Source organism: Corynebacterium mustelae, assembly GCF_001020985.1.
In the GTDB taxonomy this organism is placed as follows: Bacteria; Actinomycetota; Actinomycetes; order Mycobacteriales; family Mycobacteriaceae; genus Corynebacterium; species Corynebacterium mustelae.
Map to the genome: position 1 here is coordinate 604,099 of NZ_CP011542.1, position 16,599 is coordinate 620,697.

At 53.8% G+C, this 16,599-nt stretch carries 13 protein-coding genes and 1 pseudogene; 9 read left to right on the forward strand and 5 right to left on the reverse strand.

Features of this window, described 5'->3' with window-relative positions; genetic code table 11:
* Window positions 1–109: 109 nt before the first annotated feature.
* The 4 genes from CMUST_RS02845 to CMUST_RS02860 all read left to right on the forward strand — a co-directional run bounded on the left by CMUST_RS02845 (window position 110) and on the right by CMUST_RS02860 (window position 4,425).
* Entirely contained in the window at window positions 110–1,312 is a 1,203-nt protein-coding gene (locus CMUST_RS02845) for an ATP-binding protein (RefSeq protein ID WP_083987394.1), read from the forward strand.
* A 5-nt stretch (window positions 1,313–1,317) separates the two neighbouring features.
* Window positions 1,318–2,019, forward strand: coding sequence for a response regulator (locus CMUST_RS02850; RefSeq protein ID WP_047263308.1), 702 nt, complete (start codon window positions 1,318–1,320; stop codon window positions 2,017–2,019).
* Window positions 2,020–2,113: 94 nt separating this feature from the next.
* A complete protein-coding gene (locus tag CMUST_RS02855; RefSeq protein WP_047261253.1) occupies window positions 2,114–2,824 on the forward strand; it encodes a hypothetical protein in 711 nt (236 codons plus the stop codon).
* 2 nt (window positions 2,825–2,826) lie between these two features.
* A complete protein-coding gene (locus tag CMUST_RS02860) occupies window positions 2,827–4,425 on the forward strand; it encodes a Y-family DNA polymerase (RefSeq protein ID WP_052844496.1) in 1,599 nt (532 codons plus the stop codon).
* Window positions 4,426–4,466: 41 nt separating this feature from the next.
* Here CMUST_RS02860 and CMUST_RS02865 read toward each other — a convergent pair whose 3' ends face one another.
* Window positions 4,467–5,096, reverse strand: coding sequence for an AMIN-like domain-containing (lipo)protein (locus CMUST_RS02865; RefSeq protein WP_047263310.1), 630 nt, complete (start codon window positions 5,094–5,096; stop codon window positions 4,467–4,469).
* A 132-nt stretch (window positions 5,097–5,228) separates the two neighbouring features.
* On the opposite strand from CMUST_RS02865, the gene CMUST_RS02870 reads away from it, so the two are divergent.
* Both CMUST_RS02870 and CMUST_RS02875 read left to right on the forward strand, forming a co-directional pair.
* A complete protein-coding gene (locus CMUST_RS02870; protein WP_083987395.1) occupies window positions 5,229–6,152 on the forward strand; it encodes a sucrase ferredoxin in 924 nt (307 codons plus the stop codon).
* 633 nt (window positions 6,153–6,785) lie between these two features.
* A complete protein-coding gene (locus CMUST_RS02875) occupies window positions 6,786–7,733 on the forward strand; it encodes a hypothetical protein (RefSeq protein ID WP_047261254.1) in 948 nt (315 codons plus the stop codon).
* Between the two features lie 38 nt (window positions 7,734–7,771).
* Here the strand turns inward: CMUST_RS02875 and CMUST_RS02880 are convergent, their stop codons facing one another.
* From CMUST_RS02880 to CMUST_RS02890, 3 genes are all read right to left on the reverse strand, one after another.
* Window positions 7,772–8,449 (reverse strand): methionine ABC transporter permease, encoded by a 678-nt coding sequence (locus CMUST_RS02880; RefSeq protein WP_047261255.1) that lies wholly within the window; start codon window positions 8,447–8,449, stop codon window positions 7,772–7,774.
* Entirely contained in the window at window positions 8,446–9,477 is a 1,032-nt protein-coding gene (locus CMUST_RS02885) for a methionine ABC transporter ATP-binding protein (protein ID WP_047261256.1), read from the reverse strand. Before CMUST_RS02885 ends, CMUST_RS02880 begins: the two co-directional genes overlap by 4 nt.
* Before the next feature lie 115 nt (window positions 9,478–9,592).
* A complete protein-coding gene (locus tag CMUST_RS02890; RefSeq protein WP_047261257.1) occupies window positions 9,593–10,486 on the reverse strand; it encodes a MetQ/NlpA family ABC transporter substrate-binding protein in 894 nt (297 codons plus the stop codon).
* A gap of 196 nt (window positions 10,487–10,682) precedes the next feature.
* Between CMUST_RS02890 and CMUST_RS02895 the strand changes: the two are divergent.
* The 3 genes and pseudogenes from CMUST_RS02895 (at window position 10,683) to CMUST_RS02905 (ending at window position 15,635) form a co-directional block, all read left to right on the forward strand.
* Window positions 10,683–13,866, forward strand: a pseudogene (locus CMUST_RS02895) (error-prone DNA polymerase).
* Between the two features lie 18 nt (window positions 13,867–13,884).
* A complete protein-coding gene (locus CMUST_RS02900) occupies window positions 13,885–14,352 on the forward strand; it encodes a PH domain-containing protein (RefSeq protein WP_047261258.1) in 468 nt (155 codons plus the stop codon).
* On the forward strand, window positions 14,349–15,635 hold the full coding sequence (locus CMUST_RS02905; protein ID WP_047261259.1) for a PH domain-containing protein: 1,287 nt from the start codon (window positions 14,349–14,351) through the stop codon (window positions 15,633–15,635). Before CMUST_RS02900 ends, CMUST_RS02905 begins: the two co-directional genes overlap by 4 nt.
* Here CMUST_RS02905 and CMUST_RS02910 read toward each other — a convergent pair.
* Entirely contained in the window at window positions 15,632–16,429 is a 798-nt protein-coding gene (locus CMUST_RS02910; protein ID WP_047261260.1) for a class I SAM-dependent methyltransferase, read from the reverse strand. The two genes, CMUST_RS02905 and CMUST_RS02910, sit on opposite strands and share 4 nt — an antisense overlap.
* Between the last annotated feature and the right edge of the window lie 170 nt (window positions 16,430–16,599).

Sequence of the window (16,599 nt, forward strand, 5' to 3'; positions counted from 1 at the left end):
TCATTGTGCAAGGGATTATCTGATTTCGGTATCGGGATCTACCCTGATTTTTGCAATTCAGGGATAACCCTGATGCTGTGGCGAACTAACCCATGGCAGGATAACATCTATGAGTTATAGCCAAACCCCAATGCCAGTGGTCGCGTACCCCGTCTATCGGCGCCGTGCCGATGGCGCGGTGGTGGCGGGGGTTGCCAGCGGTCTAGCCGTACACTTGGGTGTTGATGTAACCAAGGTGCGCGGCGTTTTGGCTGTGCTTTCCCTGGTGGGTGGGCTTGGAATTGTCTTATACGTCGGGATTTGGGTGGGGACGAAATCCGTTAACCTCAAGCAGCCAGTAACCGGGAAGTTGAATACGGCGGCGGTCCGGGTGCTGGCGATAGCTGCCGCGCTGGGCGGAATTGCCACCAGCCTGTTGGCAATTGGGGTGTCCTGGCAAGTGAGTGTGCCGTTTATCATAATGGCGGTTGGTGCGGTATTGGCTTGGTTAGCCTACGACCACCATGAGTCGAAACGCGCGACCATCACAGTTGTATTCGGTGCTCTGATCGTCCTGGCTGGTGTGTTGCTTGCGGCTTTCCAATGGGAAAACCAACAAGAATTTGGTACGGCGGTGGCGTCAGTGTTGATGACGCTCATTGGGGTTAGCGTGCTAGCAATCCCATTCGGGCTGCGGATGTGGGAGAAGTTTAATACCGCACGCGAAGAAAAACTCCTTGCTGATGAACGCGCTGAAGTCGCCGCGAAATTACACGATTCGGTGCTGCAAACCTTGGCGTTGATCCAAAAACGCGCCGATGATGCGGAAGAAGTTGCTCGGCTTGCGCGCAGCCAAGAACGCCAATTGCGGCGCTGGTTATTTGAACCAGTGCCAGACGCTGATGCCACCATTTATGCGGCAATCAACCGGGCGTGCGCTGAAGTAGAAGATACATTTGGGTTGCGGATATCACCGGTATTTGTTGGTGAAGATCACCCCATCACCGAATCACTTCAAGCAGCTATTCTGGCGGGACGCGAAGCAATGGTTAATGCTGCAAAACACGCTGGGGTAGACACCGTGGACGTCTATGCCGAAACTTTTGACGGCCTAAAGCTGTATGTACGGGATCGGGGAGTGGGATTCGACCCGGAGAATATTTTCCCCGACCGGCACGGAGTCAAAGAATCGATCATCGGCCGGGTGGAACGCGCTGGTGGAAAGGTTCAGATCACAAGTTTTACCAGTGATTCAGGAACGACCGATGAACCCGTGGGGGGATATCGGGTTGGAACGGAGGTGGAGATTAGCATGCCATTCAGGGAAGAATGAAAGGCATGAAAGTATTCCTTGTCGATGATCACTCAGTGTTTCGTTCTGGTGTCCGTGCTGAAATCGGTGAATCCGAACACGTAGAGATCGTTGGCGAGGCCGGGGTGGTCGCCGACGCAATCGCAGGGATCGGCGCCACGCAACCAGATGTCGTGCTGCTAGACGTCCACATGCCGGATGGGGGTGGGGTGGCGGTCATTGCTGGAGTACATGAATCAGCGCCTGCCGCTCACACAAAATTCCTCGCCCTATCAGTTTCCGACGCCGCCGAGGACGTGATCTCTGTTATCCGCGCCGGGGCGCGGGGGTATGTGACGAAAACGATCTCCGGGCCGGAGCTTGTCGACGCCATACGCCGCGTCGCCGAGGGGGATGCGGTTTTCTCACCACGGTTGGCGGGTTTTGTGCTGGATGCCTTCGTCCGCCCCGACGACGCGGCAGGTGTGGGTGTGGTAGACGCCCCGGAAAGCGACGCTGCGGTTGAAGCCGGTGATCAGGTTGATGATCCAGTGGTGGATGCTCTCACCCGCCGGGAGCTAGAAGTATTGCGCCTATTGGCACGCGGCTACACATATAAAGAAATCGGGGCGGAGCTATTCATTTCCATTAAAACCGTGGAAACCCACGCCTCCAACATTCTGCGTAAAACTCAGCAATCTAACCGACATGCCCTCACTCGCTGGGCGCACCTACACGATCTGGATTAAGTCACGCTGCTAAAAACTTACCCATCATCAAAGCCCCACCGTTGGTGGTGCCAGGGGTTGGCGCGAATACTGGTGGTGGTATTAACATGAAAGCATGGTGCAAACGAGTGTTCGAAAAAGTGTGGCAGGTGAGTCGGGGCTTGCTGGGTTAAGTCGCGACGAACGCATTGCGACGCTGCGGGCGCAATTAGCTGCGGTGCATCCTACTGGTGATGCAAAAATATCTGCTCAACAGGTAGATGATTGCGATATTATCCCGGTTCCACCCGCACTGGCGGAAGTTCTTCCTGGTGGTGGTTTGCGGCGTCGACAAGCGGTGGAGCTGGGGGTGGCTGCAGGGTTGGCGGTAGAGCTAATCACACATATAAGTGGTAATGGTGGCGTGGTGGCGGTGGTTGGGTGGCCGGAGCTGGGGTATATCGGGGTGCCCGCCGCAGGTGGGGATTTAACCAAGATTGTTGTTATTCCAGACGCCGGTGCGGACGGCCTGGAGGTGGTGGCCGCCTTGGTGGAAGGCGTGGACGTGGTGTTGTATCGCAACCCGGTCGAGGCGTACCTGCCTGCCAGTAGAACCCGAAAGCTTATGGCTAAACTGCGCGCCGGGCGGGCGGCATTGCTCACAGTGGGGGTGCGGTTAGAAAGCTCGGCATCGATAATCACCGCAGACATAACCGGCTATCGGGGTATCGGGCCTGGGGTGGGGCGGATTCGGGCGGTGGATATGCGCATAAGCGCTACCGTCCATGGTCGGAAACGAATGAGCGCCATGACGATAGGGCGCAGTCGGGAGCTGAAAGTGGTATAGATATGCGCGTTTTGGCCTTATGGTTTCCCGATTGGCCGGTGCAAGCAGCACTGGCGGCGCAGTGCGCTGAGGGCGGCGACGCTGTGGTCGTCGTCAAGCACAATGCGGTAACGGTCAGTAACATCGGCGCGCGGAAAGCAGGCATTCGGCGCGGGATGAGCGTGCGTCAAGCCCAGGCACTACACCCGAAAGTCGTAGTGGTGCCGGAAGACCCCGAATGTGACGCCCGGTATTTTCTTAACGTGGCCGAACAATTAGACCAGGTAGTGGCAACAATAGAGATTATTCGGCCAGGTTTGGTGCTTGTCGACGCCACCGCCGCCGCACGTTACCACGGGAGCGAAGAAGTGGTGGCGCAGCACTGTCTCGATGCTGTTGCACACTGCGGAAACGACTGCAGTGTCGGAATCGCAGACGATATTACCACCGCCATTATCGCCGCCCGGGCGGGGAGCGTTGTCGGCGAAGGGCGCGCTGCCACCCGGCGATTTTTAGCACAACAGCCAACAAAAGTTCTCATGTCTGAACCCGCGCTCGGATGCGAAGCTGAGACCGTTATGTCTCTCATTCACGTTGGCCTGCACAATCTTGGCGATATCGCCGCACTTAATGCGACTGCGTTAGCTACCCGGTTTGGTCATGCCGGGGCGCGGTGTCATGCGATTGCAACCGGGAGGTACTACCGCACAGTATCCAGCCCGCCACCCGGGGCGGATCTCACTGTCACGCTTGTGCCGGAATTACCCATTAACCGGGTAGATACGGCAGCCTTCGCCGCGCGCCACCTGGCTGCGCAACTGCATCAGCGGCTGAAAGCCCACGGGCTGGTGTGTCTGCGGCTGAAGGTGCAGGCTGTCATCGGAACCGACGCCGAGCAAGATGCTGAACACGTAGTAGAGCGGGTCTGGCGCACGAAGCAAGCATTGACTGAAGCTGCGACCGCCGATCGGGTGCGGTGGCAATTAGATGGGTGGTTGACCAGTAGGAACCTAGATAAAGCTGGGGCTGTCGATGATGGGGGTGAGCTGGGAGCTGGAATAATCCAATTGATTCTGGATCCAATTGAATGTGCGGTTCCTGAGGAGTCACAATTATGGGGTGATAACGTCGATGAAAAAGCTGCTCGGGTGATCGCCCGGGTGCAGTCCCAATTAGGGATTGATAAAGTTTTACAGCCCTATGAAGTTGGTGGACGTGGGGTAGTAGACCGCATTGCTTTTTCACCCTATGGCGATCATCCTGTGGCGGAAACCGCATCAACTCCATGGGTGGGGGCGATACCACCGCCGTTTCCAGCGGTTATCATTGATTCCTCAGCTGGGAATGCATCAGCTGCCGCCACCATTTTTTCTGAAACCAATGCTGAGATCTATGTGACAGTCGATGCGGTACTTAACGCAAAACCCGCCGTGTTTAGCTGGGCTGGGCGAAAATATGAGGTGATTGGTTGGGCTGGCCCATGGCCAGTACTGGGGAAATGGTGGGATAACCAACGCCCCTATGCTCAGATGCAGCTGGTAGCTACGGATAATCACCACCGCCCACACGCGTGGTTGCTGCGGTGGGTGGGGCGGTGGCAGGTGGAAGCTACATATCAGTAGCTAGACGAGAGGAAAAACGTAAAGCCTGATACTTACCCGGGTCAGCCGTTGTAAATATCAATGACAACCCGGCTGGGATTTTCCAATACTTGAACCGAATAGGGCTTTGGTGCGCCATTGATGCCAATGACGAACTGGGCGCGACCCTCAAACGTGCCAAGGGATTGCACTTGGCGCACCACTGGTCCGGCCCCTTCTGCGGCGGCTAGCTCTGGGTCTTCTAGTCCGACTTCAAATGGAAGGCTCACACCATCAATATTGACGTTTAACGCGCTATCGCCTAAAAACTCCACTGGCGTTCCGCTGCCGTGTTGGGCTGGTTTTTCATCGTAATCAACCCACCAGCCAGGGGTGCCGGTTCCGTGTAATTCAATGACAACCCGGTCGTAGCCCTCATGGGTTCCCAACCGAACCGCAGTAGGTACTAATTGTGCAGGTGTTTTCGGAGCTTGGGTTTTCATAGACGCATCCGCAGCGGTGGTCGGGGTGTCGGTGGTTTCAGTCGTTGGGGTGTCGCTGTGCGGTGCAGCACTGGATTGTCCGACTGAAGACTTCATTGTGGTGGTATCGGTGGTTGTTGGGTTAGAACCACAGGCGGAAAGCCCCAGTGCGCATAGGGCAGTGATGGCGAGTGCCACTTGACAGCGTGACGTTAATGTTTTTTCTCTCATGTAAACAACCGTAACTTCTGTAACAGACGTTTGTGGGGTGCAACCCCGTAGAACCAACGAATCGTTGCGAAACTGCAATAAGAAGCCCACGAAATCTACCGGCTTGGTTATAACTGTTTTAAACTGGTGCCCATGAATCCGGAACCCCCCGCTAATGACTGCGGGTACGACCCATTTGCACAGGATATTTGCAGTTTCAGGCCGCTAAACACCCTCTGCTCCGATGTATGGGTCGAACCATTAGCAGGTACGGCACGCACGGGTGACATGTTCGTTGTACTAGAGCATCCACAACCCTGGAGCCACGACATCTTGGACGGGGGCACCTTCAATGCCGATGAAACTGCAATGCTCGCTGGGTTGCCTGGGCTCTTCCTCATCCGCAAACCTGGTAGGCAAGGGCATGTTCCCCGCCAAGACCGAACAGTGTACCTCGTGTTCAGTCGGGAACACGTAGTAGAAGAACTAAGCATTACTACAGTAAGCGACATAGCTGCGATCGACACCACCGGCCCCGGGAAAAATGCCCACCTAGGCGCACAACCAATGGCACAACCACTGCTGATGATATGTGCCCACGCCAAACGCGACCGATGCTGCGCGATCAAAGGCCGCCCCATTGCCAAAAGCCTGGCACAAGAATTTCCGCACGCACCTATCTGGGAATGTAGCCACACCAAAGGCCACCGGTTTGCCCCATCAATGATGCTGTTCCCATGGGGTTATTTCTACGGCCGCCTCAATGTTCAGGCCAGCATCGATATGTATCACAGCGCCTGCAATGGGCAGATATTCCTCCCCGGTAATCGGGGAAGATGTGTGTGGGATAGCAAAGGACAAGTGGCCGAACTTGCGGTGTTGTCCTATCTAGCGCAAGCGGGGGAATCCGTCTACCCATCGCAGATTTCGGTTACGGGGGAAACCGTCACGCTTGTCGACGGTCGGGCGTTCCAAGTCGAACTAGATCAAGAAGAAGTCACCGGTTACATTCCTTCTTGTGGTGATCAGCCCCATAACGGCACCGTGTGGGTGGCCCGATCTGTGATCGAGCTGTAGCTTCACTAGCTTTATCTACGGAATTATCAACGCCAGCGCTTTGTGAAGCTTTTTGCTGGCGCGTACTTCAATGCCTCTGGAAGTGGGAACCAGGGGCTTTTGGGGTTTTGCGCGTTTGTCGGCTCTTCGGCTCGACTTTTGTGGGTGGAGCTGGTGGTGTGGTGTGTCTTCAGGGTGGATGGGTCGAGTTGGCGGTTCCTGGGGTGTTCTGAAAACCACGTTGATCGGGGTTTTGGACTTGGGTTTTGTCGGCTCGTTGGCTTGTCGGCTCGACTTTTGTGGGTGGAGCTGGTGGTGTGGTGCGTCGTGGTGGCGAATGAGTCGAGTTGGCGGTTCCTGGGGAGGGGTTAGGGGTTTCGTGCGGTGTGGTGGGTGAACTCGACTGATTTTGTATGAGGGCGGTGTGTGGGGTGTTCCTGGGACGGATTAGTCGAGTTGGCGGTTTCGAGCTTGGGGATTCTGGTGTGGGTTCCGTTCCTGGGGAGGGTTTGTGGGGTTTATCCACAGATACCCCCGGACCCACCCGGGTTTTCTGTGGCGTGTGTCATGTGAAAGTGGGGGTTATCCACAGGTGTGGGGTGATGATGCGGTTTCCCGTGACACGGGTAGGTGTGGTGTGTCAGGATCACAGACATGAGCCGTTTCACCGCTAGTACTCCTGCCTGTTATGAGGTTATGCAGGGTTTATGTCTTTTGGGTGTGTTGGTTGGGGAGCTTGTGTATCTGCGACGTGGTGGGCAGAACACCTCTGGGTGTGTTCGGTTGTGTCCTAGCTGGGGGGTTGCGCATGATCGGTATGTTGGGTTGTTTCCGAGTGTTCGTAATATTGTGCGGTGTTATGCCACGATTATCTCGGCGCGTAGTGCGGTGTTGACGGGGACGGCGGCTGCGTGTGTGTTGGGGATTCCGTTTCTGGGTAATACCAGCAACCTGAAAACCATTTATCTAACATTGCCGGGGCGGATGAAACCATCGGCGCGTTATCAGTGGGGTGGGCATGTGTCGTATACCGCCCGGGTATTACCGGAATGTGACATTGTGTATGAAAACGGGATCCGTGTCACGAGTATCGCCCGGACGTTTCTCGATCTTGTGGTGCTGGAATCAGAGGAGATGGCGGTGTCGTTTATCGAGGCGGCGTTTTATCTGAAACGGGCATCGAAAACCCAGGTCATGCGGGAGCTTATGCGCATGCCCGCACTCCACGGTAAGCCTCGTGCGTTACGGTTGGTGGCAACCACCCGGGAAAATAGTGAAAGTTTATATGAGACCAAAGCCCGGCTTATGATCGAATATGCTAACCTATCGTGTGTGGAATCCATCGAAACGCAAGCCCACGTATCGTGCGGAGGTACGGTGTATCGTATCGATATCCTCATTAATGGGTTTTTAGGGGTGGAGATTGATGGAAGGTGTAAAACCAGAAACAACCCTCATGCGCTGATCAACGAACGGGTTCGGGAGAAACGCATCCAAAACCAAGGCTATATCATCATCCGCTACCACCCCGACGAACTGACCAGTGCTTTCATCACCGACATCACCAGAATCCTCACCAACCACAAACGTCAAGCCGCATAAAAAACAGCGGCCGTTAAAGCCGCTGTTGGATGGGGAGGTTAGCGTCGCATGATCTTCTTCGACAACCAATTGCCGAAAAGTTGAGCGAACTGCACAATCACGATAATTACTAAGGTTGCGACATACGTTACTTCCCAATCGTAGGCGCGATAACCATAGACGATGGCGAAGTCACCCAAACCACCACCACCGATGTAGCCAGCCATTGCGGTCATATCGACCACGGCGATGAAGATGAAAGTGTAGCCCAAAACCAGCGGGCCCAGCGCCTCAGGGATAATGACTGTGGTGATAATCTGCCAGGGGTTTGCCCCCATCGCGCGCGCAGCTTCAATAACACCCGGGTCGATGGTGACCAGGTTTTGCTCCACGATGCGGGCCACGCCGAAGGTTGCGGCGATCGACATGCCGAAAATGGCAGCCTCCCGGCCAATCTGAGTGCCAACCACCAACACTGTTAACGGGCCAAATGTGATGAGCAAAATGATAAATGGAATCGGCCGAACGAAATTAACCAGGAGGTTTAAGAATCCAAAAACCACTCGGTTTTCCAAGATTCCGCCTTTGCGGGTGGTGTACAGCAAAATGCCTAAGGCTAACCCGGCCAAGCCACCGACTACCATGGTGATACTGACCATGACGAAGGTGTCGATGATTGCGTCGGTGAAAGTCCCAGAAAGCCGCGACCAATCCGCCGCAAGAGTGTGAACAGTCATCGGAGAATCTCCTTGATCTCGGTGGTCTGATTCAGGCGGTTATAAAAACCGTCAATGGCCTCGTTTGGGCCAGACAGTCGAACGGTAACCTTTCCGAAAGACTGATGCTGCAAAGTGGTGATGCCACCGTGCACGATACCGATCCGGGCACCCGCCTCCCGAGCTTGTGCTGCGGCGGCGAAGAACCCCGAATTTTCGGTGAGGTTCACGGTAAACAATCGACCATCGTGAGCGAGGAGTTCCTCAGCTTCAATGAGGTCGGGGGTATTGCGCAAAGAAGTGGCGACGAATCGCTGGGCGACTGGGGTCTGCGGGTTGGAAAAGACCTCGTAGGTGGTGCCATATTCCACAACCTTTCCAGCTTCCATCACCGCAACTTTATCGGCGATGGAACGCACCACATCCATCTCATGGGTGATGACCACGATGGTGATACCGAGCTCATCGTTGACTTTGCGTAGCAAATTGAGCACTTCGTGGGTGGTTTCTGGGTCAAGGGCGGAGGTGGCTTCGTCGGCAAGCAAAAGGGCTGGGTTAGTCGCCAGGGCTCGGGCGATGCCAACCCGCTGCTTTTGCCCACCGGATAGCTGTTCCGGGTAGTTTTTCCCGCGATCGCCAAGACCTACGAATTCAAGTAGCTCTTGCACGCGTTTCTTGCGCTCTGGCTTCGGCATTCCTGCGAGCCGGAGCGGGTACTCGACATTGCCGGCAGCGGTGCGGGAATTCATCAGGTTGAACTGTTGGAAAATCATGCCGATATTACGGCGCTGTTGCCTAAGCTGTGCCTCAGGCATACCAACGATATTGGTTCCGTCGAGTAGAAGTTCGCCGGAAGTGGGGGAATCCAATCCGTTAATCATACGCACCAGCGTTGACTTCCCTGCTCCGGAATACCCGATGATGCCGATGATCTCACCAGGTTCAACCGAAAGGGTGACGTTATCTAAGGCGGTGACGGTGCTGGCGCCTTTTTTCTTGGAGTCAAACACCTTGGTGAGGTTGTTAAACTCAATGCGTGTTCCGCTCACGAGGACTCTTCTTTTCTGTGTCTGACGTTAAAATGTGTGAATCAAAATCCAACGCCCCAACTGGAGTGAAACCAACCAGTGGGGCGGAGGATATGCATATAGTTACAGCAGGTGATTACTTGGTTTGCTCTTCCAACCGATCAAGGATTTCTTGCAGTTCGGCCTGCGTGCGCTGAACTGCAACTGAGGTCCCCTTGGAGTCCTCAGCGATTGCATCCTGGACTTCCTTGGAATGCCACAATTCGCCGAGCTTCGCAATGTTCGGGTCATCCTTATCTTCAGCCTTGACCACGAAAGCGTTGATATATGGCTCAGCTTCTTTAGATTCTGGATCATCTTGGAATACAGACAGCTTCGGATCGATACCTGCCCGATCCAAGAAAGAGTTATTGATGATCGCTGGTTTACCCTCGCCGTATGCGACGGTGGTTTGTGCCGCGTCCACGGCTGTGATAGTTACCTTGGACTTTTCGGTATCGATATCAGCTTCGGTAGGAGTGACTAAGCCTTCAGCTTCTGGCTTAAGTGTAATCAGCTTAGCCTGAACCAAAACGTTGATAGCGCGCCCTAAATTCGACGGGTCGTTAGGAACTGCGACGGATTCGCCCTCGATTCCGTCGAGAGAATCGTGATCTTTCCAGAACAATGCCAGTGGTACGATCTCGGTAGCCGCAACCGGGGTCAGGTCAGCGTTATTGCCCACATTGTATTCCGCTAAGAACTTCAAGTGCTGGAAGAGATTGACATCAATCTGGTCTTGCGAAAGTGCGATATTAGGGGTGGAATAATCCGAGAAATTGGTGATATCCAGGGTAATTCCGTTTTTAGCGGCGATTTCCTCAAACGCCTGCCACGCTTTCTTAGTCGAATCGGTGGTACCGATTCGAATGGTGGTGGAAGAACCACTAGCGTCGGTGCCGGAATCGGAATTGGAGCAAGCGGCTAATCCGGTGGCGGCGAGGGCCGCTGCAGCCACGGCTGCGATGAGGCGATTGGTGCGATGGGTCATGATAATCCTTAACGAATACAAGTTATGTTGCTGGTTATAACTACGATGGCATTTAGCTGTCATGGTGCTGCAGTGCAACACATTGACAAAAACCTAGTGGAGACCCTAGCGCAGTATTTAAAACATGTACAGCTTGGTCTAGTTATTGTGCATAAAATTATGGCACACTTGTTCTAAAAATTGCTATAATTTTGGCATGGAATGGAACGCGACTCATGGGCTTGGTTTTCGAGGGGCTGCGCTCAGCTGGGCGCGGCTAGAGCGCATTTTGTCCGGTAAAAAAGTTCCAGAATTGCGCCCCCTTAACCATCTTGGTGAAATTGCTGGTGTTGACAATAGGCCTAAATGTGTTCGATATTATTCACAGCAACCGTTTGTCGAATTGCACGGCGCAAGTAGCTATAACTTTCTAAAAGGCGCAGCTGAGCCGGAAAGTATGGCGCGGGCGGCGGTGGAATGCGGATTGACGGCACTGTCGTTACTGGACAGAGACGGTTTTTATGGGGTGGTGGCAGCCAGTGAAGCGGCGGATAAATATGGTTTAAACACTGTTTTTGGGGCGGAATTATCACTAGACCATGCGGTCTTGCCGATGCTGTGTAAAAACCCTACAGGGTATCGAAACTTATCTCTTTTAATTACGCACGCCCAATTGTGCGGTGATAAAGACACCGTTTGTTATCCGTCATTAGAATCTATTGCGCAGCAACTTGCTGGTACTTGTTATGTACTAGCAGGGCCGGAGTGGTTTGACCGCATTGACCAGTTAGTTTCAGCTTTTGGCGTGGCGGATGTGTTGCTGGAATACGTGGTGGGGATGAGCCCAGAGGATGCTGATAATTTTGAACAGGCGGACGAGATCATCGCACGCATGCCTAAGCTAAGGGCAGTGGCGACTACTCGTGCGTGCGCTGCCTACCGCGAAGACGCCTGTTTAGCGCTTGCAAAGCAGGCGTTGGCGTCGAAAAGCTGTGTTTCTAGGGCCTATGGGCAGCTTCATCCCATGGGGGCTACGTGGTTACGCAGCGGCGACATTGTATTGCGTGTGGTGGGTGAGGCGCGGAAGAGTCTATTGGATCAGGCGGTGGCAGTGGCCGAAGAATGCGCCTTTGAACTGAATCTAGTTGCTCCGCAGCTGCCCAACTGGGATGTACCGGATGGGCATGATGAATACAGTTGGTTGGCGGAAATTGTGTGGCGCAGATTTGGGCATCGCTATGCAAACCGCGCGCCTGAGCTGGTAGCCCAGGCGCAGCACCAGGTTGAATACGAATTGTCGATTATCAAACAACTGGGTTTTCCTGGCTATTTTCTCATCGTCAGTGACTTGGTGGATTTTGCCAAAGACAACAATATTTTGTGCCAAGGGCGTGGGTCGGCGGCGAACTCCGCGGTGTGTTTTGTGCTGGGGATAACTAACGTTGAGCCCATCAGTGCGGGGTTATTGTTCGAACGGTTTTTATCGCCGGAGCGGGAAGGCCCACCAGACATTGATATTGATTTTGAGTCGGGTCGTAGGGAAGAAGTAATCCAATACGTATATCAAAAATACGGTCGGGAGAACGCCGCCCAGGTTGCCAATGTGGTTACCTACCGCAGAAAAGGTGCAATTCGGGACGCAGCACGGGCATTGGGCTACCCGCAAGGTATTATTGATGGCTGGTCGCGTGGGCTAACGCCGCCGCCTGTCGACGTCGAAAGGTTGGCTGCGAAATTGCGTGGGCACCCGCGTCACCTTGGCATTCACTCCGGCGGTGTGGTTATCTGTGACCGAAAAGTCGCGGAAGTGGTGCCGATTGAATGGGCACGCAAGGAAGGCCGCAGTGTAATCCAATGGGACAAAGAAGGATGCGCTGCGGCTGGTCTGGTCAAATTCGATCTGCTGGGCTTAGGGATGCTAGAAGCATTGCACCACATGATCGATTTGGTGGCGGAAACCACTGGGAGAACGGTGGAACTATGGGAGCTTGATACTTCAGAGGCTGCAGTATATGAAATGCTCAGCTCCGGCGATGCGGTCGGGGTGTTTCAAGTGGAATCGCGAGCGCAATTATCTACCTTGCCGAGAATGAAACCCGCGTGCTTTTTTGATTTGGTAGTGGAGGTGGCCTTGATTCGGCCGGGTCCGATTCAAGGCGGCAGCGTGCACCCGTACGTATTTGCGGCGACGCAGTGGTGAGGAACCTGTGACTTTTGAACACCCAATTTTGGAAAAGTCGCTGGCAAAAACATTAGGGGTGCCGCTGTTCCGGGAGCAATTAATGCAAGTGGCTGTTGACGCGGCGGGGTTTTCGGGCGGTGAAGCTGATGAATTGCGGCGAGCAATGGGTTCTAAACGCTCCCCGGAGCGAATGGCGCGGATGAAAGCGAGGTTCTTCGCGGGACTGGCAGAAACCAGCGGGATAGTTGGTGATATTGCTACTAGTTTATGGAATAAGATCATTGCTTTCGCGGCCTATGGCTTTCCGGAATCACATTCGCAGTCCTTTGCATCATTGGTGTTTTTCTCCGCTTGGTTCAAATTGCATTATCCTGCCGAATTTTGCGTGGGTTTGTTGCGGGCACAGCCGATGGGTTTCTATTCGCCACAATCATTGCTTGCTGACGCGCGGCGGCACGGGGTGAAAATACTGCCGATAAGTATTAACGATTCTGAAGTGGAAGCCAGCATTGAAACCACCGCCGATGGTGCTTCCGCCATCAGGCTGGGGTTGGACTTAATAAACGGCATTTCTTGTTGTGAAGAAATCGTCCAACACGCTCCCTATTCAGATATTGCTGATATCGTGCGGAAAGTGGGGGTGAATGTGGCGCAGCTTGAAGCACTGGCGCGGGCGGGGGCGTTGGAATGTTTGGGCGTGGATCGTCGACAAGCACTGTGGCAAGCGGGGATAGCCGTAACCGAGCGGGTGGACATGTTGCCAGGATTATCCGTGGTGCACGCCCCTACTTTGCCAGGTATGAATGCTTTTGAACTATTGATCCAGGATCTCGCTGCAACCGGGGTCAGCCACGATAAACAACCCATGACATTTGTGCGTGAAACTTTAACGCAGCAGGGGGTAATCCCCGCAGCGCAACTACTATCCGTTGCGGATGGTACCCGTATTCATGTGGCGGGTGTTGTTACCCACCGACAACGCCCGCAGACCGCGGGGAAAGTGACGTTTCTAGGTATGGAGGACGAAACCGGTTTGATAAACGTCGTGGTAAGTCGTGGGTTGTGGGAACGCCAGAAGAAGGTTGCGTGTACCGCTACTGTGCTTAAAGTACGCGGAATCGTCCACAATGAAAACGGGGTGGCGTCAATTACCGCCGACCAATTAACAGAGCTGAGCATCGGAAAGCTATTGAAGCTTCGCTCCAGGGATTTCCACTAAGTTAAAGTAAGTATTGCTATGGAACAACAATTAAACCCAGTGTCACCCGATTTAACCAAAGTTCGGTACTTTAGCCGATTGCCGTGGTACATACTCCCCGCACTAGTATTCGCCGTGGGGGCGTTAGTGGATGTGAATTTATGGTGGGGTTGGTATGTGGCCGCTGGGTTTATGTTATTGAGCACATGGCAAGCCTGGTTGATTCCCAAACAAGTAGAGCGACTCGGCTGGCTGGAGACCGAAGATAATCTCCTGCTGAGTAAAGGAAAGCTGTGGCATACCTTTACCGTTGTTCCGTATGGCAGGGTGCAATACGTCGATGTCACTCAAGGGCCGTTTGAACGAATGTATAACCTAAAAAGTCTGAAGCTCAATACCGCCTCGGCCACCGTCGATGCCAGCATTCGGGGGCTTGATGCGCAGCTTGCCGACGAACTTCGGCAGCGTGTTGCTCAGCGTGCGAAAGAGAAGATGATCGACCTGTGACCGAAGATAACCAACGAGTTCATTTTCTTACCCCTGTCCTTCGAGCCTGGAGTGTTATCTTCGCGCTGGGGTTATTTGCTGCTACCACATTCGGGGAACACACGGTTGAGCTTATCCGGAAACTCTTGTCCTCCGATGTCGCCGAAACGCTACAAGCACTGGGAATTATTGCGGTTATCATTGCTATAGCCGGGTTAGCGTCCGTTTGGTGGTGGAAAGCAACCAGCTATACGGTTACCGATCACGATGTTACTTTTCGACGCGGGGTGTTCAACCAAAAAATCCGCAGTGCCCGGCTAGACCGCACCCAGGCTATCGATGTGATTCAGCCTTTTCACGCCCGAATTTTTGGGCTGGCGGCAGTTCGTATCGAAACCGCTGGGGGGCATAATTCCCGAATTGAAATCGGTTATCTCAGGCGCCCAGTAGCACAATGCTTGAAAGAACAGCTACTCGGTGAGGAAGAATCAGGGCAGATTATCGTCCATCCCATTCCTGTGTGGCGCACTTTGATGTCTTCAATGTTTAGTATATCGGCAGTGATTTCCTTGGCATCTGTGCTCTTGACTGTCGGTTTTGAGCTATCTGTGGCGACACTCCTGCCGATCTTTCTTGGCACGCTACCCAATATTTGGCGCACTATCGACGGATCGTTTCGATTCACTGCACGTCAAGTGGGTGACACGATCAATGTCTCTTATGGGCTGGCTAACCTGCAACGAAAAACCCTCGACATTCGACGAGCCCATGCAGTGTCATTAAAAAAACCAGCGTTATGGCGTCCCTTCGGATGGTGGCGGGTCCAAGTGGTGGTGGCTGGTTATGGTGAACGCCTAGATGGCATGACTGTGCTACCAGTGGGTGATAAACAGACTGCCATGGCGTTATGCGAAATTCTCATGGGGTACCAGCTTGACCCCGAAACTCCTGCTCATCCTCAGTATCGAAGCCCGAAATTAGCTATGTGGGTATCACCCGTCGACTGGTCAAAACAAGCTTTTGAACTTACCGACACCCTCGCCATTGAACATCGCGGGCGAGTAGGAAAAAAGGCGGCGATTGCATTTCGCCGCCACATTCAAGAACTAACCCTGCGCACTGGGCCTATCCAACGGCTCGTGGGAGTATCTACCGTGCGAATGCATCTGGTACGTGGTCCGGTGAAACTCACCGGACGAGACTTGAAACTTTCCGATGCCTGGCACCTGATGGCAAAGGTAGACAATCGCCACGAAGCTTCTGATGATGTTGCGTCGATAAGCGACGAAAAACCCACGATCTAACTGGTTTTCTCCGCGACAATAGCGATACTTGCCAGATGCTTGGCATTATCGCTAAAGACCTTTCGCATAGCCAGGACCCTGGACCGGGCCTTGGGATTGCGCAAAAGATTAAAGGCGATCTTTAACACACCAAATCCTTCATCATCAAGCATTTGCTGTGGCTTGAGTAACCCCATATCCGCAACCTTGGTCGATACCACAGTAAAACCATTATCTTCTAGCAACTTGCTCCATTCCGTTGCCGTCAACGGTCGAGCATTCACCTTGATCGCACGCGCAAGTGATTTACGCAATTCATCGGCAATCTGATCAGGAACATCATTGGGGGTAAGCGCCAATTCATGGATCGCGTAGCGTCCGCCTGGAGCAAGAATACGGTGGGCCTCAGAAACAATGGCAGCTTTGCCAGCTTCCCCTTGCATACTGAGCATCGCTTCACCAATAACCACATCAGTGGATTCATCTTCTAACCCGGTCTGGGCTGCGGAACCGGTGATTACTTCGGCGGGAATCCCCAACCGGGCATGCTGGGTGGAAATTTTGGTGGCGGTAACTGCCTGCGGGTTTTCATCCACCCCGATGTAGGCGCTGGGATTGCGGTCTAAAATCTCGGCGGCAGTGATCCCCAGCCCAGGGGCAAATTCCACGACGCGCTTCGCGGTGGGGTTAGCTGCATCAATCAGCCACTGGGTCATTTTTCGCCCGCCCGGGCGCAGGACTTTTTTACCAAGTTTTGCCAAGAGCCAATGCCCTTGCAGATGGGCTTCGTCACGATCTTGAGGCGCTGTAGCCATAGGTGTCTCCTTATATTATTTAGGGTAGGTAATCCTTTTATCCCCATTATGGAGGCGACAGGAAACAATTGCGAGGGAATATTAGATTAACCACAACTAGCTAACCTGCTATTTTCTTGTGGCTGCTGCTGCGTCGTGATGCTTTGGGCAGAGGTGGTGGGGGATGTGAA